Origin of the sequence: Bradyrhizobium sp. RDM12, from assembly GCF_051917485.1 — a bacterium.
In the GTDB taxonomy this organism is placed as follows: Bacteria; Pseudomonadota; Alphaproteobacteria; order Rhizobiales; family Xanthobacteraceae; genus Bradyrhizobium.
Genome location: NZ_CM133064.1, coordinates 7,707,913 through 7,729,806 on the forward strand (window position 1 = coordinate 7,707,913; position 21,894 = coordinate 7,729,806).

Consider the following 21,894-nt stretch of genomic DNA (forward strand, 5'->3'; position numbering starts at 1 on the left):
CCTGATCCCTGGTCCTTACGCCGCTGCCCGGCTCAGCTCGGAGGCGCCGGCGGCGCCCGCGGTCTGTTCCTTCAGCGCCGCGATCAGACCGGGACGGTCGAACTTGGCGACATAGTCGTGGAAGCCGGCCTGACGGCCGCGCTCGATCGCCGCCGGCGACACCAGGGCGGAGAGGCCGATGATCGGCATCGCGCCGAGATTGCTGTCGGAGCGGATGGTTTCGGCGAACTCGAACCCGTTCATGTCGGGCATCTCGATGTCGGTCAGCACCACGTCGAAGCTCTGCGCGCGGAGCGCCGCCAGGCCCTCCTGCGCGGTCGGCGCGGTGCGGACGCGGTAGCCGGCCGCCTTCAGCACCGGCGCCAGCATGTTGCGGAAGAACGCACTGTCGTCGACCAGCAGCACCGACTGCGAGTGCATCGACGGCTTCATCTCCTTGCGGGTGAACCAGTCGGCGAATGCCATCGGCAGGAAGTGACCGACGTCGATCACCTCGGTGGCCTGGCCCTTGATCACGGCCGAGCCCAGGATGCCGGAGGCGGAGCCGCCGACCTCGATGTTGAGCCGTTCCTCGACGATGTCGATGATCTCGTCGACGACGAGGCCCATGGAGCGGCCGTCGTCGGAGAACACCAGGATCGGCTGCGCGCCCTGGCTGGCAATAGTGACGCTCTCCATGGCGATGAGCGGCATCAGCTGCTCGCGGTACTGCACCATGTAGCGGCCGTTACTGAACTCGATCTTGTCGGCCGGGAGCTCCTCCAGGCGGGTGACGAGCCCGAGCGGGACCGCCTTGGGCTGGGACGAGCCGGCGCGGAACACCAAAAGCGAGGTGGTCTGCTCGCCGCTTCCGATGTGGTGCGCGCCATTGTCATCGGCCATGTCATGGGCCGAGGAGCCGGCGGCGCCGAGCGCCTTGGCAATGCCGTTGGGGTCGATGATCATGATGACGGCGCCATCGCCCAGGATCGTGTTGCCCGAGAACATGTCGATGTGACGCAGCTTGGTCGACATCGGCTTCACCACGATCTCTTCGGTGTGGAACACGCCGTCGACGACGATGCCGAAGGTCTGGCTGCCGACCTGCGTGACCACGATGAAGCCGTTCTCAGGATCGCTGGCGGCACCATCGTCGATCTTGAGCAGCTTCTTCAGATGGATCAGCGGCAACAGCTTGTTGCGCAGGCGCAGGACCGCGGTGTCCTTGATGCGCTCGATGCGGTGCTCCGAGTTGGCGCGGGCGCGGACCAGCTCGACCACCGAGAGCTGCGGGATCGCAAAGCGGTCGCCGGCGGCCTCCACGATCAGCGCCGAGACGATCGCAAGCGTCAGCGGGATCTTGATGGTGACGGAGGAGCCTTCGCCCGCGACCGACTTGATGTCGATGGTGCCGCCGATCTGGTCGATATTGGTGCGGACCACGTCCATGCCGACGCCGCGGCCGGAGACCGAGGTGATGGCGGCCGCGGTCGAGAAGCCCGGGGCGAAGATGAACTTGTGGATCTGGGCTTCCGACATCTTCTCCAGCTCGGCCTCGGTGACGAGACCTGAGGAGACGGCCTTGGCCTTGATCCTCTCGGTGTTGAGGCCGCGGCCGTTGTCGGCGATGCAGATGATGATGTGGCCGCCCTCGTGATAGGCGGAGAGCCGGATGGTGCCCTGCTCGCCCTTGCCGGAGGCGAGCCGCTCGGCGGGGGTCTCCAGGCCATGGTCGGCGGAGTTGCGCACCATGTGGGTGAGCGGGTCCTTGATCAGGTCGAGCACCTGGCGGTCGAGCTCGGTGTCGGCGCCGTGCATCTCCAGCTCGATCTGCTTGCCGAGTTCGCTCGAGAGGTCGCGGACGATGCGGGGCAGCTTCTGCCAGGCATTGCCGATCGGCTGCATGCGCGTCTTCATGACGCCTTCCTGCAGCTCGGCGGTGACGTTGGAGAGGCGCTGCAGCGGCACCTTGAACTCGGTGTCCTCGTTGCGCCTTGAGATCTCCAGCAGCTGGTTGCGGGTCAGCACCAGCTCGGAGACCATGGTCATCAGATGCTCCAGCGTATCCACGTTGACGCGGATCGACTGGTTGGCGATGCGGTCGCCTTCGCCAGCGCCCTCCTCGGCCATCGACTTCTTCGGCGCGGCCTTCTCCTTGGCGGGCTTCGCAGCTTCCTTGACGGCGTCCTTGACAGTTTCCTTGGCGGCAACAGGGGCGGGCGCTTCGGCCGGCGCGGGCGCGGCCTTGACCGCGATAACAGGCGCCGGCGCTTCGATCGCGGTCTCGCGGAAGGCGCGCTCGAGCTCGTCGAGCGAGACTTCACCCGGACGCAGCGGACGCTCCAGGGTCTGGTCGATCAGCGCGCCTGTGGTCATCTCTTTTACGGGAGCAGGCGCAGCGGCAGCCGGGACGTCCGGCACCAGCGGCGGCGCTTCAGCAACGGGAGCCGCAGCGCCGGCGGCCATGGCCGCCATGCCCTGCTCGACCATCGCTTCCAGCTTGTCGATGAGATCGCGGTCGGTGCCCTCGGGCTCGGCTTCGGTTGCCTCCAGGCCGGCCAGGATCTCCTTGATGCGGTCGATCGAGGACAGGATCAGCGTCACGGCCGGTCCCGTCACCGGCATGCCGTCGCGGAACTTGCCCATCAGCGTCTCGCCGGCATGCGCCAGCGCTTCGAGCCGCGGCAGTCCGAGGAAGCCGCACGTACCCTTGATGGTGTGGACCAGGCGGAAGATGTTATCCAGGATCTTGGCGTTGTTCGGCTCCTGCTCGAACTTCACCAGCTGATTGTCCACGGTGTCCAGGCTCTCGCCGGTCTCCGTCAGAAACTCCCGCAACAGATCATCCATGAAAACAGGCCTTCATACAGGGAGGGCACGCACGAATTGTGATGCGCCACTTCAGAATGGGGCCAGCTTCACCGCAAAGCGTTTAATATTGGTTGAGTATGTGCAAAAGAACGGAACCAACAAAGAGATAAGGCGCTCCGGACAAGCCAAAGCGCCTCGTAAAGATTCGATTAACGTCTGAGCGCGACGAGTGCGTTTACGAAGCAGCAATGATGATGGCTTCGCCCTCAAGCTTGAGCGTCACGGTGAGCCCGCAGGCCTGCGCCAACAGCCGCGTATAGTAAGGCTGGATCGCGTGCGCATCCGCAGACGGCTCGCGTTCTCCGCTCAGAAGCTCGGAGATGTTCTGCGGCAGGCGTGCATTGTGTCCGGCCGCGGTGATGCGGAAGCTCATGGTCTCGCCCTCGCCGATCGGATCGATTGTCAGCGTGCCACCGCGCGGGATCGTGTGCTGCGACACGACAAGCATATTGAGCAGGAGCTTGACGCGATTCTTCGGCAGCAGCAGCCGCGGCAGATTCCACGTGATCGTGCACTTGCCGTCCTCGATGTGACCGCGCGCCATGGTCTGGGCATCGCCGAGGTCGATCTGCGCGCCGGAGGAGCCTGCCGCACCGAAAGCGAGGCGGCAGAATTGCAGGCGGGCGGAGGCCGTCTTCGCACTCTTGCGAATCAGGTCGAGCGCGAATTCGCGGTCCTCGGGCTTGGGATCGTCGTCGAGCACCTCGAGCCCATTGACGATGGCGCCGACCGGGCTGATGAGATCATGACAGACCCGCGAGCACAGCAGGGCCGCGAGTTCGAGCATATCGGGAGCAGAAGCGGTACCGGATGACGGAGCGTCAGACATAAAGGGTTCCTGGAATTGCACGGCGCGGACGCGGCGAATCACGCATGCTTGACGGATCCTGCGGGTTCTAACATTCGCCAGCCCGTGGCAGCTAGCTTGCGATAGGTTCGAAGCGGCCATAAAGGACGCAGGCGAATCAAGTGAAGAGAGGCGAGACTAGCCAATGCGAGACTTGCCAATGCGAGATTTGCCAATGAATGAGGCATGCAGGTGAGGATCATCGACGGCGAGGCCGCATCCCGGCTGATGAAGTCCCTGACCGCGCTGGTGGTTCAGGCCGGCGAGGCGATCCTCGCGGTCAACCGCACGGCGATGCGGGTGGACGGCAAGCAGGACGGCTCGCCGGTGACCGAGGCCGACCTCGCCGCCGACCTGGTCATTGCGGAGGGGCTGGTCAGGCTTGCGAGCGATGTGCCGTCGCTCTCGGAGGAGCGATGCCAGCTCGCCTCGCCGCCGTTTCGCGGCAGCTTCTTCCTGATCGACCCGCTCGACGGCACCAAGGAGTTCGTCGCCGGGCGCGACGAGTTCACCGTCAACCTCGCCCTCGTGACCGAGGGCGTGCCGCTGCTCGGCATCGTAGCCGCGCCCGCGCTCGGGCTGCTCTGGCGCGGCATCGTCGGCCGAGGCGCCGAGCGCGTGACGTTCGACGGCACCAGGATCGGCACCGCCGAGCCGATCCGGACCCGCAAACTGCCCGGGCACGGCGAGCCCTGGGTCGCGGCGGTGAGTCGCTCGCACGGTGACCCTACAAGCGAAGCCTTCATCGACAGCCGGCCCAACGCCATCAGGAAGACGTGTGGCTCGGCGGTCAAATTCGGCCGGATCGCCGAGGGCAGTGCCGACATCTATCCCCGCTTCGGGCCGACCTCGGAATGGGACGTCGGGGCGGGCTGCGCCGTGGTTACCGCCGCCGGCGGCAAGGTGACCGACGGCAAAGGCGGCGAGATCCGGTTCGGCGAGCGTGGCGACAGCGGCTTTATCATCCCGGCGTTCGTCGCCTGGGGCGATGCCGGGGCGGTCATGCCTATTGACTGAGCTTGTCCTGGAGCTCCGGCCAGCGCTTGCCGACTTCGTACAGGAAGCGTTCCGGATCGGCGGCGAAGGCGTCGCGGTTGGCTTCGCGGCTGAACAGGTAGAGCCGTTGCGCCGAGATCACGAAGAAGCGGGGATTGCCGGCGATGGTCACGCCGCGCGCAATATCGGCCGGATCGTAGCCGCCGAACTGCGGGCCGTAGATTTCGGGATGAGCCAGGAAGGAGGCCCGGTTGCCCTCGTTCCGGAAGCGCCAGACCGCGCCCCATAGGTTGGCCTCGAATTCCACCGTGCCCCGCTCGGGGCGGCCATCGACGAAATAGGCCACGGGATCGAAGCCTTCGATGGCGACGCCCGAGAAACGATTGACGACGATCCGCTCGGTGGTGGCGGCCTGCACCGGCACACCGGAGCAGGCGAGCCATATGCCCGCCAGCAGGCAGACCAGACGGCCGATCAAGGCAATTCCGGGGCGCAAAGGGCTATCTTCCTGCCGTTGTGCCGTCATAGTTGCTGCCGATAACATCCGAGTCGAGGGGACATCCGCCGCAACCTAGAACAGTGCCTGTTGGCGTCAGGTTAAGGGAAGCGGACCGGAATCGATACCAGGGGTTCTTTTATGATTTTCGCATCACGCCTTGCCGCAGCGGCGCTCGTAGCGCTGGCTGGCTGGATCGTGCCGGCCTCCGCGCAGACGGCCGCGCCGCCGCCGGACATGCCGCCGCCGCAGCGGACCCCGACGCCCAACACCTATGGGCCGGACGAACTCGTCAACGCCGGCCACCGCTTCTTCGGCAACGTCTCGCGCGGCCTCGCCTCGATTATCGAGAAGGCGGTCAGCCAATGGGGCCTGCCGAACGGCTACATCCTGGGCGAGGAAGGCTCCGGCGCGTTCGTCGCCGGCCTGCGCTACGGCGAAGGCACGCTCTACACCAAGAACGCCGGCGACCTGCGCGTCTACTGGCAGGGTCCGTCGCTCGGCTTCGACTGGGGCGGCGACGGCGCGCGCACCATGACGCTGGTCTATAATCTGCCCGCCACCAACGCGATCTACCAGCGCTTCGGCGGCATCGATGGCTCGGCCTACATCATCGGCGGCTTCGGCATGACGGCGCTCACCGCCAACAACATCGTGCTGGTGCCGATCCGCTCCGGCCTCGGGCTACGCCTGGGCGCCAATATCGGCTACCTCAAATACACGCCGCGGGCGACCTGGAACCCATTCTAGGTCCCTCCTCGCCTCCGTTTCCGGATTCACGTTAACAACAGGGCGGGGCTGGCTTTTTGCCGGGCCGCCATGCATTGTCTTTGGTAAATTTTTCCTTGTTTCCGGGAGTTGTGCCCCATGGTCGAACCGATCATGTATCTGGCGATCGGTTTCCTGCTGTCGATGCTGTGCGGGCTTGCCATCGTGCCGCTGGTGCATAACCGCGCGGTGCGCCTGACCACGCGCCGGCTCGAGGCCGCCACGCCGCTGTCGATGGCGGAGATCCAGGCCGACAAGGACCAGCTCCGCGCCGAGTTCGCGATGTCGGCGCGCCGGCTGGAGATGAGCGTCGATCAGCTCAAGAGCAAGACCACGAGCCAGCTCGCCGAGCTCGGCAAGAAGAGCGACGCCATCAACCGTATGAAGATTGAGCTCGGCGAGAAGAACGCCACGATCTTCGCGCTGGAAGCGCGCGGAAAAGCGGTCAAGGAGCAGCTCCGCGCGACCGAGGAAGAGTTCAAGGCCAAGACCGAAGCGCTGCGCGAGGCCGAGATTGCGCTGAGCAACAAGCAGGGCGAGCTCGCCAGGATCAACTCGGAGCTCACCGACCGCTCGATGATGGCGGAGAGCCGCCAGGTCGAGCTGGTCGTGGTACGCGCCCAGATCGAGGAATTGAAGAACCGCGTCGGCGATGCCGAGAAGGAATTCACCGCCACGCAGGCGCGGCTGGCGCAGGAGCGCGCCGAGTCGGAGACCGCCTCGCACGAGCTCGGCGATGCGCGCGGCCGCGTCGAGAATCTGAGCCAGCGCGTCACCGAGCTCGATCGTCAGCTGATCGTGCAGGTGAAGGAGGCCGAGATGCTGTCCGCCCGCGTCGCCGATCTCGAAGCTCGCCTCGCTACGCAAGGCAAGCTCCTTGCCGAGCGCGACTACGAGAACAACCAGCTCCGCCAGAGCAATGAGGGCTCCGAGCGCACCATCAAGGAATTGCGCGCCGAGATCGCCGCGTTGAGCGGTGGCAAGTCGTCGGCTGCGTTCGAGGCGATGCGCGCGGAAAAAGCCACGCTGGAAGAGCAGCTCGGCACCGCCCGCGACGAGCGCGCCAAGCTTCAGCGCGACCTCAATACGATCCACCAGCAGGCGGAGAGCTCCTGGGCGACCGAGCGCATGGAGAACGCGCTGCTGCGCGAGCGCATCAACGACATCGCCGCCGAGGTGGCAAACCTCGCGATGCAGCTCGAGGGCCCGAACTCGCCGATCGAGGCGCTGCTGGCGGCCGAGGCCGGCCAGCCGCCGAAGCCGGCGCCGCGACCGGCCAATGGCGTCGCGACCAATGGCGCGGCCGCAGTCGCCCCCGAGGGTGGCGGAACGCTCGCCGAGCGCATCCGCGCGCTGCAGGCCCACGCCTCCCGCGCCCGCCAGCAGGGCGCCTGAGCGGCCCGAAATCCGGCCTCGCCGCCGAATTGCGACACGGCGGAAGGTTTTCAGGCCGCAAGCCGCCTGAAAACTTGACACTTCTAGCCCGCACTTCTAAATCGCGGGCTCCGATGCGCCGGCCGGCCGACAAGGTCCGGCCGTATGCATGATGGTCCCGGGCGCATAGCTCAGCGGGAGAGCGTTCCCTTCACACGGGAGAGGTCCAAGGTTCGATCCCTTGTGCGCCCACCATTCTCCCTTAAGATTCAATGACTTAGAATGCCAATTCCTTTACTGTGTGCCCCAGAAAAGTTGGGGCACAACTGGGGCACATCGTTTGGGCGCGGTCAGTTCCGATCGTTCGAATTTGACTGCTTCGACGCGGATTACGCCGATGGTGTCGATGGAGCGATTGAGGTCGCGTTCAACGAAGGTGGGACGAAGCCCTTCGCGATCATTCGCATCGTAACCACGCCCGATCGCTTCGAGAGGCTGCCGGCGCTCCGGGCTTCCGGGCAATTGGTTCGCGTTAGACATTGACAAGACAGGATCGGCCACATCGATACCGAGTTGGCACGCGCGGCTTCAACCGAATGGCTTTCCCGCCCATTCCCGCGGCGTCACGACTAACATCACCTATCTCGGATCGGATCGGGACGGAGGCCCCAGTGGGCCTATACAGCAAAGCTTGGTGCGGCCGTCACCAAGCAGGCTATGCGCGATCACATCTACGATCTCGAGGGCTCGCGCGCTACCTGCTTCGACGATTTCGCGTATCAAGCCCGCCTCCATCGCAGTATGGACCGAAATAGATTGAGCGGCTCGAAATCGTCATGCTCGCCCACTTGAGGGGACTGCGTCTCACGTAAGCTTGAGCGCGAATGTGTCCGTGGCACGATGACCACAGTCAGAGCTTGACTCTTGTCGTACTAACGCGTCGCGCTTCAGACAACGAGTCGGGAATCGGACGACGCCAGATCATCTAGCAAACCAAATGGCTGATTTTTTTGATTCCGTCGTTCTGACGGCGCGAGCCGGTTCATCTAAGGACTGGTATGGCGCTTGCTTAATGAGAGGCGGGACCACGTCTTCCCGTCCTGGCGGTTAAATACGTTCGCCTGGGATGGACCGGTGACATCGGTTCTTCGAACAAGAGGGGCTCATAGCATGTCCGGTGTTGCTGCTGCGTTTCTATGCTCTTCAAGCAATTCGCAGGCGACGGTTTATGATCGGCTGAAGCACATGCTTCCGAAACTTGCACTTCGTTGGCAGCGGGCGTTGCAGCTTTCATGAACAAGGAAGGTATTCAATATGCGAGAGCTTCAGCCATCATGCGATTCCGTGCGCATTGAGTAGGATGAGCACGATCCGAAGTTTAGGCCCCATGTTGCAACTGCCCACATTCCGTAGTGTCGTTTTGCCCGGCAGCCAAGACGGCGTCGATCGGTCACCGCTTACATTCGAGATGCCAACCCCTGCGGGGCAGAAGCGTGCGAATAGGAACTTGCGCGAATTAGTGGCAGATCTTTCCTATTCGGAATCAATCCATGCTTGAGGTCAGATCATGAAACCCGTTCTCGTCTTCGATTGGAATGGAACGCTGCTCGACGATGCGTACGCAGTGCTCGAAACGACCAATGCCATACTAGACCGCTTTGGTCGTGCAGCGATCGACATGAAGACCTTTCGGGAACACTGCGACATTCCGCTATCTCTTCTTTACCGCAGTCTGGGACTGTCGCAAGACGAGCTAGCGACGATGGATCGCGATGGGAGTGCAATCTTTCACGACGCATATGAGACTCTTGCGGACAAAGCCGATCTGCGCGAGGGAGCGCGCAGAGTCTTGGAGTTGGCGCGTCGAGAAGCGGCTTCGTCCATTATCGTGAGCAACCATATAGTCGACCCTCTGCGCTCCCAATTGAGAAGACTTGGAATCAGTGACTACATCGACGATGTGCTCGCCTTTGAAAGCCGCGACACGCAATACAAATCGATGAGCAAAGGAGAGCGGCTTCGTCTATACATGCAGAAGAACAACTTGGAGCCGGCGTCAACCTTCATTATCGGCGATATGCCGGTCGAAACGGATATTGCACGGAATCTCGGACTCATAAGTATATCTATTACCGGAGGATTTGTTTCTGAGTTGCGCTTGCGGGCGGCGCATCCCGATTACACAATTAACAACCATCATGAACTGCTGCCACTCCTACGAAGCCATGGTTTTTTCGGAACTCATAAATCATGATTGGCTAGGAATGATCACACAATGTCGCTCCTAAGACGGCGAGGCAGAGAATAGGCCTTATCGAGCTTGGAGACATGGGAACCGGTATGGGCATCAGCATGTTGCGTCAGCAACTCGAGTTGCATATCAAAGCCAACAAAATCGCTTCGGCGCCGATCGCTTGACTGGTGCGGGCGCCCATGATCATCCTTCAATCGCTGAGTTGGTGCGGCATGTAAGTGCCGTTCTGTTATCCTTGCCCTCCAGCCGCGAGGTTGAACGCTGGAAAAGGGAAGCGCGATGTCGCCGGATGACGCTTGAACGCAGCCGCGACAGGCCACTCCGCGCGGCTCAGGCAACTTGCTTTTCAACATGCCGCTAGACGAGTTCCAGGCTTGCCAGCGTCTCGAAAATCCTCTTTTCGGCGTCGGCCGACAACGGCAGGATCGGACGCGGAGGTTCTGCCGCGCAGAGCCCCTTGAGCTTGGCAATCGCGTAAATCACGCGCAGGCTTGAGAACGCCTTAAAGAGATGCCAAATGGGCTGCAGGCTGTCGTTCAACCGTCGCGCCTCTGCGGTGTCACCGCTTTGCACCGAACGAACGAGCGCCAGACAGGTGTTCGGAAAAATTCCTCCTAAAACGCTGTACCAGGTCTCCCCGCCCGCCAGCAGCGCGTCCAGGCAATTCCAATCTCCGCTGTAGCCCAGCGAAAATCCGCTCGGGACGACCTCCTGCAGAGCCTTCAGATGACAAGCGACGGCGGAAGCGTCCGGAGCGGGGCTCTTCAGCGCGACGATTCTTCCACTCGGCTCAACCGACCTATCAAATTGGGCGTAAAGCTGAAGTGCGTCGTGCCGGGATTATCGTAGATGCAAATCGAAAGCCCGCTCTCCCGAACCACCGTGACGAAATGCTCGAAAACTTCGTCGTCAGTCAGCGGAGTGTAGGAGACTGGAGCCAAAAGTCCCGCGGCCGCGCCGGCGGCTCTAGCATCCCGGGCGAGTGTCACGGCGTCGTCCGTGCGCAACGCCCAACACCGACCAAGATCGGTGTGCGCCCCGCAGCTTGGTCAACTACCGTTTCAACAGCGCGGCGCCGCTCTTCACGCGTGAAATAAGGGTACGAGCCGGTGCTGCCAAGGAGACCGACGGAGTCAACGCCGGCGGCAAGCAAAGGCGACACCAAAGCCCTTAATGCGCCAACGTCGACCCGACCGCTGCGATCCGATGGCGTGATGGGAAAAGCGGAAAGTCCCTTGAGATCAATCATCGACTTATCCTCTGGATTTGAGGTCGCTCGAATCAGTCCGAGCGACTCAAACGTTCCGTCCCGGGCTCAAACTAGCCCGAGATTGTGGCGCTATTCGATGGGGAGGACCGTTGGTAAATGCGGCCCTCGGACCGGCATCACTGTTGAAACTGTCACACGTGCATTGCCCGCCAGGGCATTCACCCCCTGCAGACCTGCCCCAGAGGTTCCGAACGTGACGGCCTATAGGCTACGGTAGGTCCGGCCGGCGAGCGATGGAGCGATCCTTGAAGGACGGGACCATGGGTGGAGGGGACGCCAGCAGCCAGCGCTGCGGCGCCCTCGCTCAGCCCGATTGTCTGTTAAGGTATTTTGTCCTGCCTCAGCCGGTTGGATCAATTGCTCGGCGATGTACTTCCGGCACTTATGATCGCCACCGTGCGGAAGCTCGGCACAGACTTGCTCTAGGACACACGTCCATCTCTGCCTTGCCTGCGGTGAGACCATGAGCTTCCGAAAATCGATCTACGAACCATTGCATCAACGGCTGTTGAGCGAGTGTGGACAAATCGTTCGACTGACCTTCTCCGAAATGGAAGAGATACTTAGGAGAAAGCTTCCGGCATCGGCACACAAATTCACGGCGTGGTGGAGCAACGAAAGCTCCATGAAGGCCGGGCACACCCAAGCAAGAGCGTGGACGAACGCGGGATTTCGTGCGCATGCTTCCATCAAGAACCGCGCCGTCGAATTCCGCCGAGCTTGATCGATCTGTTTTGCCTAGCGCTTGCCGAAGGTCTTCGCACGCTGGAACAACACGGATTGAAGCCCGGTGATGATCAGTCTGTTTAACGTCTGGCAATCGTTCGGCGAGAGGTAAGGAAACTGCCGCGCCGTTTTCCATTGCTCGATCGCGGCAGAGACCGCGACACGCTATTCGTCATCGGTCGACCTCAATGCAATCGCTTACAGCTTGGCGCCTTTTGAAACGGATGCAATTGAACCTTCGATGTTCGGGTGGAGGGCTGCTTCAGCGCCGGCGAACGGAGGATGCGATCTTGCTCGCCTACCTGCCGCGGATGTGATCTTGCGACTTTAGAGATCCATCGCCCTTCGCTCGATCACTCTGGCACCTGAGAAAAGAACTTCACGCTCATCCTACTCGCTCGCCCCGCTATTTTGAAAGCGCTGCAAGAGAGCGAAAAAACCACTTGGCGGTCGCGGCGTAGCCGTTCGCTGAGCCCTGCGGCTCAGGCGCGCGGCGGCGCAGGCCGCGGCGGTTTCAGGAATTCGGGCGGGCCGTTCGAACCGCGGCGGTGCCGGCAAGCAGCTGGACTCAGACGATCGATTATCGCGCACCATCCACGCCGGTAGAGAGCATAGCCTTCCATGAACCATTTAGAAAAGATTGCCGGCAGTTCCCGATCCGTAACCGATCGTAAACGGTGCGATGGCAACAAACGGCCATAGAAACCGAACGCCCGCTTGAAACGATACTTCAAGACATCCGTCGGCAGGAAAAGCGCAGGCCGATTTTTAATCAGTATCACCGGCAATTGCTCGATCCTCTTCGTCACCGCGTTGGGTATCTTCTTCGGAGCTTCCCGACCACCCCGGAACAACGCTCGCTCTTTTACGAAACGGATGGATGGAGCGACGCTCGACGGACGAAGGTGTCGAATATCGTATGACCGAGGCCGGTCTGACAGAACTTAGCCGACCCCGATAACCCGCAAACCGGTGGGAAACGACGAGCGTGTCAAAGGCCATGGAATTGATCGTCGCTGGCTACGTGAAGGTGCGGGACCGACGCGCTCTAGCCGACTTGCTGGCGCATCGGCGCAAGGTGCTCGCCCAGCTGGAAGCCGTGTCGGGCATCAACCCAGAAAACGCGGCCAAAGCAATCCCAAGAGGAATTGGCGGTGATCGAAGCCGGCCTTGAAGAACTTAAACCTCCGCCTGGTTCGCTGCCTGAGAACGAGTGGAGCTAGCGATGCGCGTTAACAAGATCAATTGGGACAAAATCGGCCGGGTAACGGAGCCGGGTCGATACAAGTGCTTCTTCGGATATCTAACCGTTACTTCAGAGGACATTGAGGTGTGGACGCGCTACCCCGACGCGACATTCACCTTGATCGCCCGGCCGACAACTGGCCAATCGTTGGGCGAAGATTACCGTCTAGGCGCGTTCGACATCGGCAATCCTCAACAGTAGGACGGTCGGCCGTCGTCGCCTGCGGCACAGCCTCGACGGGCGGTCTCCAAGAGGATCGCGATCGGCGCTATCTCGCGGGTCGTGAACGGAACCCGTAGCGGTCAAGAACCCGAAGCATTTGGCGAGGCTCGCACAGTCACAGCTCACGATGCATCTCGAAGTTTCGCAGCTGTTGCTTAGTCAGGAATTCCGACGCAGGCCTAGACGCTCCTTCTTGGGCATTCACTGGCAAGTACATTCGGGTGCGGCTTCCCGGTTCCCGAATTAACTTCCTGCGAGGAGATCAAGCTTAACTTGAAGATTTGATTGCAGCGGCGCATCGGAGGGTTAGCCTTGTGCACCGGACATTGCCCCCGTCCGGGTCCGCCCAAGCGAAGCCGTCACGCCATCATATTCGGCGTGGCGGCTTCGTTTGCTCGGCCACGCGCGCGAGTGTGATTTTGAAGAGGCCGTCAAAACACGAAACGCTCGACCTCGTCGAGATGCGTCGACAGATTATCGCTCTGCGAACCCTGCACTCTGACAACGCCCGCGTCACATATCTGTTGAACCGGTTGCTGATCAAGACTGCATATCCCACCGAGGCAGAGAGCGCGGCTCAGGCGAACCGGCTGTGGGACGCGTTCACTGAAACGATGGCAGATGTCGAGAAGATCATCACAAAAGGCGACCATACGCCATCGAGTAAGGCTATCAAGTAGATCCGATTGCGTAAAGCGAGCGCGGCGTTGATGCTACCCGTCGTCGCGGAGGTGGCTATGTCTCGCGTAACCGCCGCCTTCGCGGCAAGGGGCCGCCGCCGTCACAAGCGGCGGCCCCGCCCGTGAGCGGCCTAGTAAGCACGCCGCACTACTCGGGGCAAGGAGGGCAGTCTCGGAGAAAACCGGTGGGCAAGCGCGAGCACTGCGGCTTCGTCGGTTTCGAGCGCGATCTTCTGGGCGAGCATCACGTCGCCAGCTGCCAGAGCCCGTTCGGGAACGAAACACCACCCGATCTTAGGCTGTCTTTCTTCATCAAGCTCCAAAACATTGCTCATGGCGCCCTGATGAATTCGATATCGTCGACCGGTGTGAGAGCCCGTGACTTCGAAACAACCCTCGGCATCAAACTGCGCACGCTGATCTGGAGAAAGCCAATCGCGCAAAAGACGCCGCGCACGCGCTTCCGGCCCATTTTGCTCGATGAAGCTCCAATACAGCGAACGCAGCGCGCGCAAACGCGCACCACTGCCGACGCCGCTGCGTTTGAACAAAAACATTTGCTGTGCCGCGAGGGTGGCTAGCCGCCGACGAGGCGCGGGTAGAACAGCGTCTCGTCCGCAGTCAGATCAAATGTCCGTACCGCCTTGAGATCGCCGGCCGGCGTCCGAATAGCAGCGGTAAATCCTTGGTCTGTCAACTTCTTAAAGCGACGCTCAGCCTTGGCCAGCCCCTCGGGGTCGGTCGGGTCAAAAAAATGTCTGCTGTCGCCTGTGTAGTCGATCACGATCTGGGTAGCCATGGAGGAGAACTCCGTAAGTCCTGGCCCTAGCGTGGAACAACCTCGCGGCGCCGGCTGGTGTTCCTAGTCCGGGAAAATTTGCTGTGTTTCCCACTAGGCGCCCTGACCGGCATCGAGGAATACCTGATCCGCCGCGACCTGCCCCCAGCGCAGCGCACGCGCGAAGCGGAAGGCGGCATGTAAAGCCGTGCATCCGGATGACGAAGCACGGTGCGACCGGGCGAGCGTGGCGTCTTTTACTTCCGATACCGCCGCTAAGACAGGAAAACCCCAACGGACAATCCAGCGCGACGCGACCCGCGCCAGGCGCTAGGCCCGGATCTGGGCCGTGTTTCAAGACGTCGCGTACCAACCGACAGGAAAGTCGTCGTCGCCGCGATCCTGCTCTATTTGATCTTCAGCCCTGGCTAATCCGGCGCCCCTTAAATGGGGCGAGGCGCCTAACCGTCGTGATTGCGCAGCCGTGTCCACGGGACTGCCGGGCGGACCTTGACAAAAAGAGGACGTACAAGCGCTCCGGCGAATTGGAAAAGCCGGCGGAGGAGAAATCGTTGTCTGCCGGAGCCTTGAAAGGACACGCCTAACGTGAGGTGATGCCAGCCGCAGTGACTACGCGACGTGTTCTCACACCACCAAACCAGGATGAGTCCTGCCGGCGGCTACCCTGTGCGTTTCCTGATCGGAACGGTAGCGCCAACATTCGTACGAACCGCGGACCCAGGTCCAAGAGCCGCACGTCGTCGGGCGGGCCATCAAGCCGGCTGTCAATCTAGATCGACCAAATATACTGACAGACCAGCATCCGCAGATCGCGCGGAGGACTGCTCTCGGTAGCGGTTCTTTTCGTCTGGATTGGCTAATCGAACGCGCAAGGTTGCCAGTTCGTCGCAAAGAGGCTTGCCGCCCGATCGCGCCGAACTGAGTTTGTCGCGTATTCTTTCGTCAGCACAGATCGCCTCGGCTTCGGAATATTTCCTGGCGGCGAATGCAACGACCGGCTTTCGATCGACCTCAATCGTAAAGACAGAGAGGGAAAGCTCCTCCGCCATCATCGCATGCCCCTCGTCCTTTTGTCGGTGCGCGGTTGAACCTTCGCGTAGTCGATTCAGACTAATCCACACCGGGATCTTAGCCATTCCACCCGGGGCTGGAACGCCGCCGTCCGCGAAGGATTTAAGCGGCGGCGTTTTGCTTCTGCAATAGGCCCACTCCGCCGGCACGAGCTTTTCTTCCCCTTGTCCTTCAGCCCGATCTCGGCGGACGGCCTATGCGTCTCGGCTCATTCGCTGGCTTCTGGAGTTCGGACGGTCCCGCTTAGCGCCTGACCGCCCGGAGCGTAGCGTCCAACGGCCAGCCTGCGGGTCGCCCGATCTGCGGCCACAGGGCGACTGCTTCCGGCTGGGGTTGCCGAGCATCAGGACCTTCCGGCTGACAAGGGCAATCGTCGCACCTGAAGAGCCAGCATTCGGCCTGTTCACCCAAAAACCTCATGGGCTGTTAGCAAAATCGCAGCCCGGACCGGTCTGGTGCAGGTAGCGAAACTGAAAATTAGCTTCTGCCTACCCCTGCGCCTCAAATCATAGGAATCTGATCTGCGTCGGAGATAAAGAGGTCGGCTCCCTATAAGGCGCATTCATTCAGTCAGCGGCTTGTCAGTGCTTTTGACGATCCATCTCTCTAAGGAGCGCATGGAGAAAGTCGCTGGCGTGATCATAGCGTGCGCTGCCGTTGGTGACCTGCCGGGTGCGTGGGGCGAGGATCTCACCCACAATTTCCGGCCCGAGAACGTCGGTGCGATCCGACCAAAGCTCAAGCAGATTGTCCGGAATGTCTTGGCTCGATCCGAACAGCTTCAACAGAGAACGTTCTCCATCTGGCTTTTTGTCGTGGTGAGCCTTCGCGGCATAAAAAGCGAACAAGCCGCGGAACGCATCGCGAGTAACAGTTGCCATGCCAATTCCCCCGAAAAAATTGATTTCTTAATGCCACGAAGTTTGTAGCCGGGGTTCGGGAAAAGCCAGCAAAAAGTCGGTTGCTGTGCTCAAGAAAAGAGACAGCAAAACTAACCGAATTATGGCCGCGCTGACGCAGCCCCAGTCAGAAAGCATCGCAGGGCAGTTTGTTATCGCCTGAGAGAGTGAGCCGAAGTACGCGAAAAGGTCGCAAAACACCAAGGAGCCCGCTCTGCTCGCCCCGCTTGGTGATTTCCCTCTCTGCCTCCAGCCGAAACCCGAGTCCCTCCCGACCGGCATCTAGTCTCCTCCCACAGCACATACGCACAGTTATCCGGCGGCGCGGGGAAGCGGATAACATTTTTGCCGCAACTGTTCCGCGAACGGGGGCGGTTCGAGGTGCCATCGTCGGCCGTGTAGGCGGCTGCCCGCGTGCAGTGCGATGCAAAAGGCCCCTGGCGACAATTCGATCGCTGCCAGTTCCGGTCGCACCCGTGAGTTTATTTGGGGACAAAGCCGGCTCTTAACCTCGTGGCGAGCCTGCGCTGTACCCACCGCAAAGGCGGACTTAACCTAGTCGCGTTTTCCCTCGAAGGAGAGAAGTGGCGTGAGCGACTTTCCGGAACGACTTCAAGCGAACATGGACGTGGTCTTGGATCAGGTCTGCGCCGAATTGCCCCAATGGCGGTGATCACAAAAGCCGCCGGTATGTCGCCGAGCAATTGATCGAAGCCGCCCGGGCGGAAAAGACCACGCTGAGCGATCTGACGTCTGTCGGCCGGCGCGCTCGGCAAGGCGATCAGGCTTGCCGGGCTTTAGTGCTGCTCGCATGACGCAAGTCCCAAGCCTCGGGGGCAGCCGGGCGGGCTAGGAACCAAAAGCGGCGGGCGCCAATTGCCGATTTGAGCACTTAACCGTCCGCGACGCAGCGTAAATGTCGAAGCACGAAATAGTCCTGAAACAATGGGCCGGCAGAATTAGCGTTTTTCTGAAGGAATTTGTTACCATCCCGTTTCATTGCGATCTGTCTCTTTGCGAGGCGCAATCATGGATTTGAGAATAGAGAGGATTGTGGTCGGCGCGCGTTTCAAGCTCAGCGAAGTCGGAAAAATTCGTTGCCCTGAGCTGGCGAACAAGGTTGGCATCGTTGTCGCCATAAGTGCGCGCACGACCGGCATCACCGTTCTGTTCGATGGTGCCGAACGACCAACCGTTTTGCATCGGGATTACATCAGCCCCAAGCGCTTATGAGGATTAACGATCGTTCCGCCATTGCTGGGTTGCCTATGAGGTACCCAGATGAGGTAAGAAAAGGTCGTCAGGCGAGCTGGCGCGTCTTGATTTGCCCCGTGTACAGTCGCGAATTGGTCGCAACTTCGTACCCAGTTCTTCCATTTTCCCCACTTCAGTAGGTTTGTAAATCTCCACTAGGTCACCTCGGATGGGGCGAGACTCATGGAAATATTTCGCGCTGAGAAGATTTGCGTTGTCGAGGACAACTCAAGCAGAACCTGCCGTATCTGCGGTAAGAAAATGAAGCTTGTACGAACGGTGGTGGACGCTGAGAGCGGAGGCATCACTCACATGTTCGAATGCGCGTGCGGCAAGCGGCTCTGGGACGACTGAGGCGCACCTCCGGAACCGGCAGCCAGCAGCCGCACAGGGTCCCGCGCTTTCGTGCAGTTCGAGTCACCTTGCTCGATCGCGTATGGGATGCCGGCGCCGAACTCCGGCCCGCTTCCTTGCGCGTTCAGAGGAAGGGATAGTTGATCTTCTCAATCTGTATTCGGCCGTCCCTGTACCGGCTCGATGCGGGCGGCGAGCTGGACGATCTGGCGGCAGCCGTTTCCAGCTCGGCATAGGGCGTTCTTCGGTATGTCTCATTAAGGCGCCTCGGTCAGGATTCAGCCTGCCAGGCCCGGTCGGGCGCGCTCCACCGTCGAGGGCGGATATTGCACCGGACGGCACAAGGTTCGTCGCTGCCACCTTCACCAACGCGGCGGGAAGCCGGACCTACAGGCTGCTCATCCCGAGCCGCGCTGATCGAGGACCGCGTCTTTATCGTCATGCTTCACGGCTGCACCTAGTTTCCGAACGATTTCGCCGCCGGCACCCGTTGAACTTTTTGGCGGAAGAGCAGAATCGTTTCGACGTGTATCCCGAACAATCGAGCGGAGCCAATCAGGCGAAATGCTGGAACTGGTTTGGCACCGGCAACCCCCAGCGGGACGGCGGCCAGCCTTCGCTGATCGCCTATGATCATACCAGCGACTTTCGCCACGCGCTCTGGCAAAAAGTGAAATGACGAATCCCACGCTAGATGACGCTCACCAATGCCAAACTCGACTTACCACCCCCTCCATGAGAGGCTGCAAACGGAAAACCGTCAAAGCCTTCGGATAACCTTTTCAGAGGTCGAATCCCGCGGGCTTTCGTGACTGCGTATCACTGAAGCACCGCGTCGTCGAATTCTATCGTTGTAACTGGAATACCAATGACTGCTAAGGAGCACTTCGGCCTCACTCCACTGGCTGGGTTGTAGTTCGCACATTTGAATTCCAAATTACTTGATTGTAGCCATGGCAATTCATTTCGGCGCGTCCGCATACGAGGACCCGGCTCGGAAGCTACGGCGGATCTCTGCAAATCGGAATCCGAGAATGCTCCCGCCCGCGCGTTGACAGGCTCGCATATCAGTTGTGAAATGACCGCGGTTTCACCCAACATGCGTTAGGAGGGTGCAGATGAGCGAACATGAGAACCGACAGCTCGTTGAGCAGGCTTACGCCAACTTCAAAGCTGGTGACATCCCGACGCTGTTGCAAGCTATGTCAGAGGACGTCACGTGGCAGTTGCCAGAGATTGAGAACGTGCCCTTTGCCGGCAAGCGACAGGGGCGTGGTGCGGTCGGCGAGTTCTTTTCGACCCTCGTCACTGTACAGGATTCGCGTTCATTCGAGCCACGCGAATTCATCGCCCAGGGCGACAACGTCGTCGTGCTCGGTCACTTCGTCTGGCAGGTCAAAGCCAATGGGCGCACCTACGAGAGCGACTTCGCGCACGTCTTCACCGTCCGCGGCGGTCAAATCGTAGCCTTCCACGAGTACACGGATTCAGCTGCGGCCGCCAAAGCGTTTTGTTAAGGTTGAGCACCAAGTAAGGCGAGCCGCACTCGGCGAGCAACAGCAGCAGGGGGCACAATCATCGTGGGGCCTCCGAAAAGAGCGGTTCGCCGGTATTGTTGTCGATGACGAGGAGCTTCGTGTTCGGGAGCAACGCGCGCAACTATAAAATTGGTCGTCCACGTTGTATCTCCTCAGAACGCAATCGAGAATCGCCGTCCCGCGGTGTTTATGACGCACGGCGGCGGCTCGGCACACAGCCCCGCCGAAACAATGTGCCGAGCCTACCCGGTCTTGCTTGTCAAATTACTGACCGGATGAAGGCCATCATGAAGGCAGAAGGTGCTGTTTGATATTGCTAGGCTGCAACACACGCTAGATTTTCAACGGGCCACAGGCGCCATGCATCGGCCCCCATGAGGATCGAGATCGGTTTTCATGATCCCGCTTTTTGCTGAATTTTCTGACAGTCTTTTTCATCATTGCAGGCTTGGTGCGCTTTGGATGAACCTGCGAGCATCGCGGCGAAAGAGAATTAACCTCACCCCGCAGGAGCATCGTGAGCAGGCTAAACCTGACCAGTTCCAGAATTAACCCGCAGCGCGGACATCAATCTTAATTTGAGGCTTTGATTGCGGCGGCGCATTGGAGGGTTAGCTTTTGCGCGCCGGACATTGCCCCGTCCGGCCGCTACCCAGGCGAAGCCCTCGCGCCATCATACTCGGCGCGTCGGCTTCGTTTGCTGGCCACATGCGAGTTTCATTTTGAAGAGGCCTTCGAAACACGAAACGCTCGATCTCGCCGAGATGCGCCGGCAGATCACGGCCCTGCGATCCCAGCACTCGGAAAATTTACAGATCACACATTTGTTGAACAGGCTGCTGATTAAGATTGCATATCTCAGTGAACCGGAGAGTGCAGCTCACGCGCAGCAGCTGCGCGAGGCGTTCGCCAGAACGATGGCGGATATCGAGGAACGCGTCAAAAAAAACGTCCGTGGGCCGTCCGGCAGGGCTAACAAGTAGATCAAACCAGCCGACCAAAGCTCCCGCCGTTCTTACGTCGGCTGTTGGCGGTAGACCGGATGCGGCGTCGCACTCGCGTTGATCGCCGCTTCTGATCCGAAGCAGAGGAAGCCTTGGGAAGGTATACGACAGCCGAACCCGTTGAACTGGGCCAGGCACTGACGGGAGCGCAACGACGTTCGTGGTGAGTTCTTAGCCAGTATTTCTGACCGCCTCAGCCAGCATGGAGTAGAGCTGCTGCTTGCTAAATTCCTTGGGCTGGTGCCTCTCCGCTGTGTTCCGCGACACCTTCCGTGCGACTGGACGGACGCTGGCTGCCGGGGACGAGCGGGCTCAGCTTTCGGGGCGGCCTTATCTTGGGCGTTGCTGTCGGCTGCTTGTGGCCGCGCTTCAGGTCCAGACGGGTCAGCATACCGCAGACCGCGTTACGACTGCACCCGAGACGACGTGCTATCTGCGCCGCGCTCTGTCCTGCGGACCAGAGCCTATTGAGGAGCGCTATGTCTTTCGCATTCCAGCCCATGGGAGATATTATAGCGCCGACTGCCGAACACGCTAGCCTAGTCTTCGTCCGGCTCGCGCACGACCGGCGGTTCTTCAGTGTCATCTTCCTCTTCGTCGTCTTCGTCCTCCTCGTCTTCATCGGGATCTCTTGGCGGCATCGCAGTGCCCATCAGCACGAGCGGTGTCGAGTAGATCGCTGTGGTGGAAAAAGCTTCGGAGGTATGTTGCTTCATGTTGCTGCTAATCCTCGAAAACCACGAGCAAGGGGTAGCATCCGCCACGCAAATGGCAGCGTTTCGGCTACTTTATGCCCGAGGACTCATTCGGCTCTATGTTCACCAAAACCTCGCCGGTGGTGATTTCGGGAACCCCAAGATCGAGGTCAAGTAGACTTGCTTGAACAAACGCCAGTATCTTGGCGTTCGCGGCATTCGCGCTTTCGCGGTTGTCAAATATCATCACAGCGATACGAACACCGTCGCCCGCATCCAACACATAGTAAGATCTGAATCCGTGCGATTGCCTTAGGATCTGGCCGACGCCGCTCTTGGCGCGGCGAGCGGCGTCCGCTACCGAACGAACCTCGGTGTACTTGCGAATGACCATGTACATGAGGCCACCACGCGCCACACGCCCCGACGCATCAAAGCATATCGGTCCCAATCGCACTAGGGCCAACTTCCGAGATGGGCCACAGTGTCCGGTTGGGCGGATCGCGCAACGCGCCTTTTCCAATGAGTCCTCCTCGCCCTGCAAGCGGGGG

At 60.7% G+C, this 21,894-nt stretch carries 22 protein-coding genes, 1 tRNA gene and 2 pseudogenes; 13 read left to right on the top strand and 12 right to left on the bottom strand.

Annotated features, from left to right (window positions below; translation table 11 throughout):
- Nucleotides 1-15: 15 nt before the first annotated feature.
- Together ACTGJ9_RS37490 and chpT are read right to left on the bottom strand one after the other, a co-directional pair.
- Nucleotides 16-2,829: a hybrid sensor histidine kinase/response regulator gene (locus ACTGJ9_RS37490; RefSeq protein WP_456675111.1), complete on the bottom strand. Its 2,814-nt coding sequence runs from the start codon at nucleotides 2,827-2,829 to the stop codon at nucleotides 16-18.
- Between the two features lie 196 nt (nucleotides 2,830-3,025).
- A complete protein-coding gene (chpT, locus tag ACTGJ9_RS37495) occupies nucleotides 3,026-3,679 on the bottom strand; it encodes a histidine phosphotransferase ChpT (protein WP_456675112.1) in 654 nt (217 codons plus the stop codon).
- 204 nt (nucleotides 3,680-3,883) lie between these two features.
- Here chpT and ACTGJ9_RS37500 point away from each other — a divergent pair, with 204 nt between their 5' ends.
- Entirely contained in the window at nucleotides 3,884-4,714 is an 831-nt protein-coding gene (locus ACTGJ9_RS37500) for a 3'(2'),5'-bisphosphate nucleotidase CysQ family protein (RefSeq protein WP_456675113.1), read from the top strand.
- Here ACTGJ9_RS37500 and ACTGJ9_RS37505 read toward each other — a convergent pair.
- Nucleotides 4,704-5,189 (bottom strand): YHS domain-containing (seleno)protein, encoded by a 486-nt coding sequence (locus ACTGJ9_RS37505; RefSeq protein WP_456678751.1) that lies wholly within the window; start codon nucleotides 5,187-5,189, stop codon nucleotides 4,704-4,706. The two genes, ACTGJ9_RS37500 and ACTGJ9_RS37505, sit on opposite strands and share 11 nt — an antisense overlap.
- A gap of 141 nt (nucleotides 5,190-5,330) precedes the next feature.
- Between ACTGJ9_RS37505 and ACTGJ9_RS37510 the strand changes: the two genes are divergently transcribed.
- From ACTGJ9_RS37510 to ACTGJ9_RS37525, 4 genes are all read left to right on the top strand, one after another.
- Nucleotides 5,331-5,939: a DUF1134 domain-containing protein gene (locus ACTGJ9_RS37510; RefSeq protein WP_456675114.1), complete on the top strand. Its 609-nt coding sequence runs from the start codon at nucleotides 5,331-5,333 to the stop codon at nucleotides 5,937-5,939.
- 117 nt (nucleotides 5,940-6,056) lie between these two features.
- Nucleotides 6,057-7,352 carry a hypothetical protein gene (locus tag ACTGJ9_RS37515; protein ID WP_456675115.1) on the top strand — a complete coding sequence of 432 codons (1,296 nt, stop codon included), beginning with the start codon at nucleotides 6,057-6,059 and terminating at the stop codon, nucleotides 7,350-7,352.
- A 159-nt stretch (nucleotides 7,353-7,511) separates the two neighbouring features.
- Nucleotides 7,512-7,586, top strand: a tRNA-Val gene (locus ACTGJ9_RS37520).
- A 1,312-nt stretch (nucleotides 7,587-8,898) separates the two neighbouring features.
- Nucleotides 8,899-9,585: an HAD family hydrolase gene (locus ACTGJ9_RS37525; protein WP_456675116.1), complete on the top strand. Its 687-nt coding sequence runs from the start codon at nucleotides 8,899-8,901 to the stop codon at nucleotides 9,583-9,585.
- Between the two features lie 357 nt (nucleotides 9,586-9,942).
- On the opposite strand, the pseudogene ACTGJ9_RS37530 reads toward ACTGJ9_RS37525, so the two are convergent.
- Nucleotides 9,943-10,834, bottom strand: a pseudogene (locus ACTGJ9_RS37530) (dihydrodipicolinate synthase family protein).
- A gap of 571 nt (nucleotides 10,835-11,405) precedes the next feature.
- Here ACTGJ9_RS37530 and ACTGJ9_RS37535 point away from each other — a divergent pair.
- Nucleotides 11,406-11,579 (top strand): DUF7662 domain-containing protein, encoded by a 174-nt coding sequence (locus ACTGJ9_RS37535; RefSeq protein WP_456678752.1) that lies wholly within the window; start codon nucleotides 11,406-11,408, stop codon nucleotides 11,577-11,579.
- 484 nt (nucleotides 11,580-12,063) lie between these two features.
- Here ACTGJ9_RS37535 and ACTGJ9_RS37540 read toward each other — a convergent pair whose 3' ends face one another.
- On the bottom strand, nucleotides 12,064-12,390 hold the full coding sequence (locus tag ACTGJ9_RS37540; protein ID WP_456675117.1) for a hypothetical protein: 327 nt from the start codon (nucleotides 12,388-12,390) through the stop codon (nucleotides 12,064-12,066).
- Nucleotides 12,391-12,581: 191 nt separating this feature from the next.
- Here ACTGJ9_RS37540 and ACTGJ9_RS37545 point away from each other — a divergent pair, with 191 nt between their 5' ends.
- The 3 genes from ACTGJ9_RS37545 to ACTGJ9_RS37555 all read left to right on the top strand — a co-directional run bounded on the left by ACTGJ9_RS37545 (nucleotide 12,582) and on the right by ACTGJ9_RS37555 (nucleotide 13,729).
- On the top strand, nucleotides 12,582-12,755 hold the full coding sequence (locus ACTGJ9_RS37545; RefSeq protein ID WP_456675118.1) for a hypothetical protein: 174 nt from the start codon (nucleotides 12,582-12,584) through the stop codon (nucleotides 12,753-12,755).
- 51 nt (nucleotides 12,756-12,806) lie between these two features.
- Complete coding sequence (locus tag ACTGJ9_RS37550; RefSeq protein WP_456675119.1) at nucleotides 12,807-13,028, top strand: hypothetical protein; 222 nt, start codon at nucleotides 12,807-12,809, stop codon at nucleotides 13,026-13,028.
- Between the two features lie 440 nt (nucleotides 13,029-13,468).
- Complete coding sequence (locus ACTGJ9_RS37555; RefSeq protein WP_456675120.1) at nucleotides 13,469-13,729, top strand: hypothetical protein; 261 nt, start codon at nucleotides 13,469-13,471, stop codon at nucleotides 13,727-13,729.
- A gap of 131 nt (nucleotides 13,730-13,860) precedes the next feature.
- Here ACTGJ9_RS37555 and ACTGJ9_RS37560 read toward each other — a convergent pair whose 3' ends face one another.
- The 4 genes from ACTGJ9_RS37560 to ACTGJ9_RS37575 form a co-directional block, all read right to left on the bottom strand.
- On the bottom strand, nucleotides 13,861-14,286 hold the full coding sequence (locus tag ACTGJ9_RS37560; protein WP_456675121.1) for a hypothetical protein: 426 nt from the start codon (nucleotides 14,284-14,286) through the stop codon (nucleotides 13,861-13,863).
- Between the two features lie 20 nt (nucleotides 14,287-14,306).
- A complete protein-coding gene (locus tag ACTGJ9_RS37565) occupies nucleotides 14,307-14,528 on the bottom strand; it encodes a hypothetical protein (RefSeq protein ID WP_456675122.1) in 222 nt (73 codons plus the stop codon).
- 764 nt (nucleotides 14,529-15,292) lie between these two features.
- Complete coding sequence (locus ACTGJ9_RS37570; protein ID WP_456675123.1) at nucleotides 15,293-15,748, bottom strand: hypothetical protein; 456 nt, start codon at nucleotides 15,746-15,748, stop codon at nucleotides 15,293-15,295.
- 432 nt (nucleotides 15,749-16,180) lie between these two features.
- On the bottom strand, nucleotides 16,181-16,480 hold the full coding sequence (locus tag ACTGJ9_RS37575; protein ID WP_456675124.1) for a hypothetical protein: 300 nt from the start codon (nucleotides 16,478-16,480) through the stop codon (nucleotides 16,181-16,183).
- Nucleotides 16,481-17,527: 1,047 nt separating this feature from the next.
- On the opposite strand from ACTGJ9_RS37575, the gene ACTGJ9_RS37580 reads away from it, so the two are divergent.
- The 4 genes and pseudogenes from ACTGJ9_RS37580 to ACTGJ9_RS37595 all read left to right on the top strand — a co-directional run bounded on the left by ACTGJ9_RS37580 (nucleotide 17,528) and on the right by ACTGJ9_RS37595 (nucleotide 20,627).
- Nucleotides 17,528-17,731, top strand: a complete 204-nt coding sequence (locus tag ACTGJ9_RS37580; protein ID WP_456675125.1) for a hypothetical protein — start codon at nucleotides 17,528-17,530, stop codon at nucleotides 17,729-17,731.
- Between the two features lie 646 nt (nucleotides 17,732-18,377).
- Nucleotides 18,378-18,734: pseudogene (locus ACTGJ9_RS37585) on the top strand (PHB depolymerase family esterase); the annotation flags it as partial.
- Nucleotides 18,735-19,224: 490 nt separating this feature from the next.
- The gene (locus ACTGJ9_RS37590) at nucleotides 19,225-19,623 is read left to right on the top strand and encodes a nuclear transport factor 2 family protein (protein WP_456675126.1); all 399 of its coding nucleotides are present in this window, start codon (nucleotides 19,225-19,227) and stop codon (nucleotides 19,621-19,623) included.
- A gap of 743 nt (nucleotides 19,624-20,366) precedes the next feature.
- Nucleotides 20,367-20,627 carry a hypothetical protein gene (locus ACTGJ9_RS37595; protein ID WP_456675127.1) on the top strand — a complete coding sequence of 87 codons (261 nt, stop codon included), beginning with the start codon at nucleotides 20,367-20,369 and terminating at the stop codon, nucleotides 20,625-20,627.
- A gap of 244 nt (nucleotides 20,628-20,871) precedes the next feature.
- Here ACTGJ9_RS37595 and ACTGJ9_RS37600 read toward each other — a convergent pair whose 3' ends face one another.
- The 3 genes from ACTGJ9_RS37600 to ACTGJ9_RS37610 form a co-directional block, all read right to left on the bottom strand.
- Nucleotides 20,872-21,270, bottom strand: coding sequence for a GcrA family cell cycle regulator (locus ACTGJ9_RS37600; RefSeq protein ID WP_456675128.1), 399 nt, complete (start codon nucleotides 21,268-21,270; stop codon nucleotides 20,872-20,874).
- Complete coding sequence (locus tag ACTGJ9_RS37605) at nucleotides 21,188-21,364, bottom strand: hypothetical protein (protein WP_456675129.1); 177 nt, start codon at nucleotides 21,362-21,364, stop codon at nucleotides 21,188-21,190. Before ACTGJ9_RS37605 ends, ACTGJ9_RS37600 begins: the two co-directional genes overlap by 83 nt.
- A 67-nt stretch (nucleotides 21,365-21,431) precedes the next feature.
- Nucleotides 21,432-21,743 carry a hypothetical protein gene (locus ACTGJ9_RS37610; protein ID WP_456675130.1) on the bottom strand — a complete coding sequence of 104 codons (312 nt, stop codon included), beginning with the start codon at nucleotides 21,741-21,743 and terminating at the stop codon, nucleotides 21,432-21,434.
- Nucleotides 21,744-21,894 lie beyond the last annotated feature (151 nt).

Bases quoted from the DNA above. Each gene is read 5' to 3' on its own strand.
- ACTGJ9_RS37490 (WP_456675111.1), bottom strand. From the start codon at position 2,829: ATGGATGATCTGTTGCGGGAGTTTCTGACGGAGACCGGCGAGAGCCTG.
- chpT (WP_456675112.1), bottom strand. From the start codon at position 3,679: ATGTCTGACGCTCCGTCATCCGGTACCGCTTCTGCTCCCGATATGCTC.
- ACTGJ9_RS37500 (WP_456675113.1), top strand. From the start codon at position 3,884: ATGCAGGTGAGGATCATCGACGGCGAGGCCGCATCCCGGCTGATGAAG.
- ACTGJ9_RS37510 (WP_456675114.1), top strand. From the start codon at position 5,331: ATGATTTTCGCATCACGCCTTGCCGCAGCGGCGCTCGTAGCGCTGGCT.
- ACTGJ9_RS37515 (WP_456675115.1), top strand. From the start codon at position 6,057: ATGGTCGAACCGATCATGTATCTGGCGATCGGTTTCCTGCTGTCGATG.
- ACTGJ9_RS37525 (WP_456675116.1), top strand. From the start codon at position 8,899: ATGAAACCCGTTCTCGTCTTCGATTGGAATGGAACGCTGCTCGACGAT.
- ACTGJ9_RS37535 (WP_456678752.1), top strand. From the start codon at position 11,406: ATGGAAGAGATACTTAGGAGAAAGCTTCCGGCATCGGCACACAAATTC.
- ACTGJ9_RS37545 (WP_456675118.1), top strand. From the start codon at position 12,582: ATGGAATTGATCGTCGCTGGCTACGTGAAGGTGCGGGACCGACGCGCT.
- ACTGJ9_RS37550 (WP_456675119.1), top strand. From the start codon at position 12,807: ATGCGCGTTAACAAGATCAATTGGGACAAAATCGGCCGGGTAACGGAG.
- ACTGJ9_RS37560 (WP_456675121.1), bottom strand. From the start codon at position 14,286: ATGTTTTTGTTCAAACGCAGCGGCGTCGGCAGTGGTGCGCGTTTGCGC.
- ACTGJ9_RS37565 (WP_456675122.1), bottom strand. From the start codon at position 14,528: ATGGCTACCCAGATCGTGATCGACTACACAGGCGACAGCAGACATTTT.
- ACTGJ9_RS37575 (WP_456675124.1), bottom strand. From the start codon at position 16,480: ATGGCAACTGTTACTCGCGATGCGTTCCGCGGCTTGTTCGCTTTTTAT.
- ACTGJ9_RS37580 (WP_456675125.1), top strand. From the start codon at position 17,528: ATGGATTTGAGAATAGAGAGGATTGTGGTCGGCGCGCGTTTCAAGCTC.
- ACTGJ9_RS37590 (WP_456675126.1), top strand. From the start codon at position 19,225: ATGAGCGAACATGAGAACCGACAGCTCGTTGAGCAGGCTTACGCCAAC.
- ACTGJ9_RS37600 (WP_456675128.1), bottom strand. From the start codon at position 21,270: ATGAAGACGAGGAGGACGAAGACGACGAAGAGGAAGATGACACTGAAG.
- ACTGJ9_RS37605 (WP_456675129.1), bottom strand. From the start codon at position 21,364: ATGAAGCAACATACCTCCGAAGCTTTTTCCACCACAGCGATCTACTCG.
- ACTGJ9_RS37610 (WP_456675130.1), bottom strand. From the start codon at position 21,743: ATGTACATGGTCATTCGCAAGTACACCGAGGTTCGTTCGGTAGCGGAC.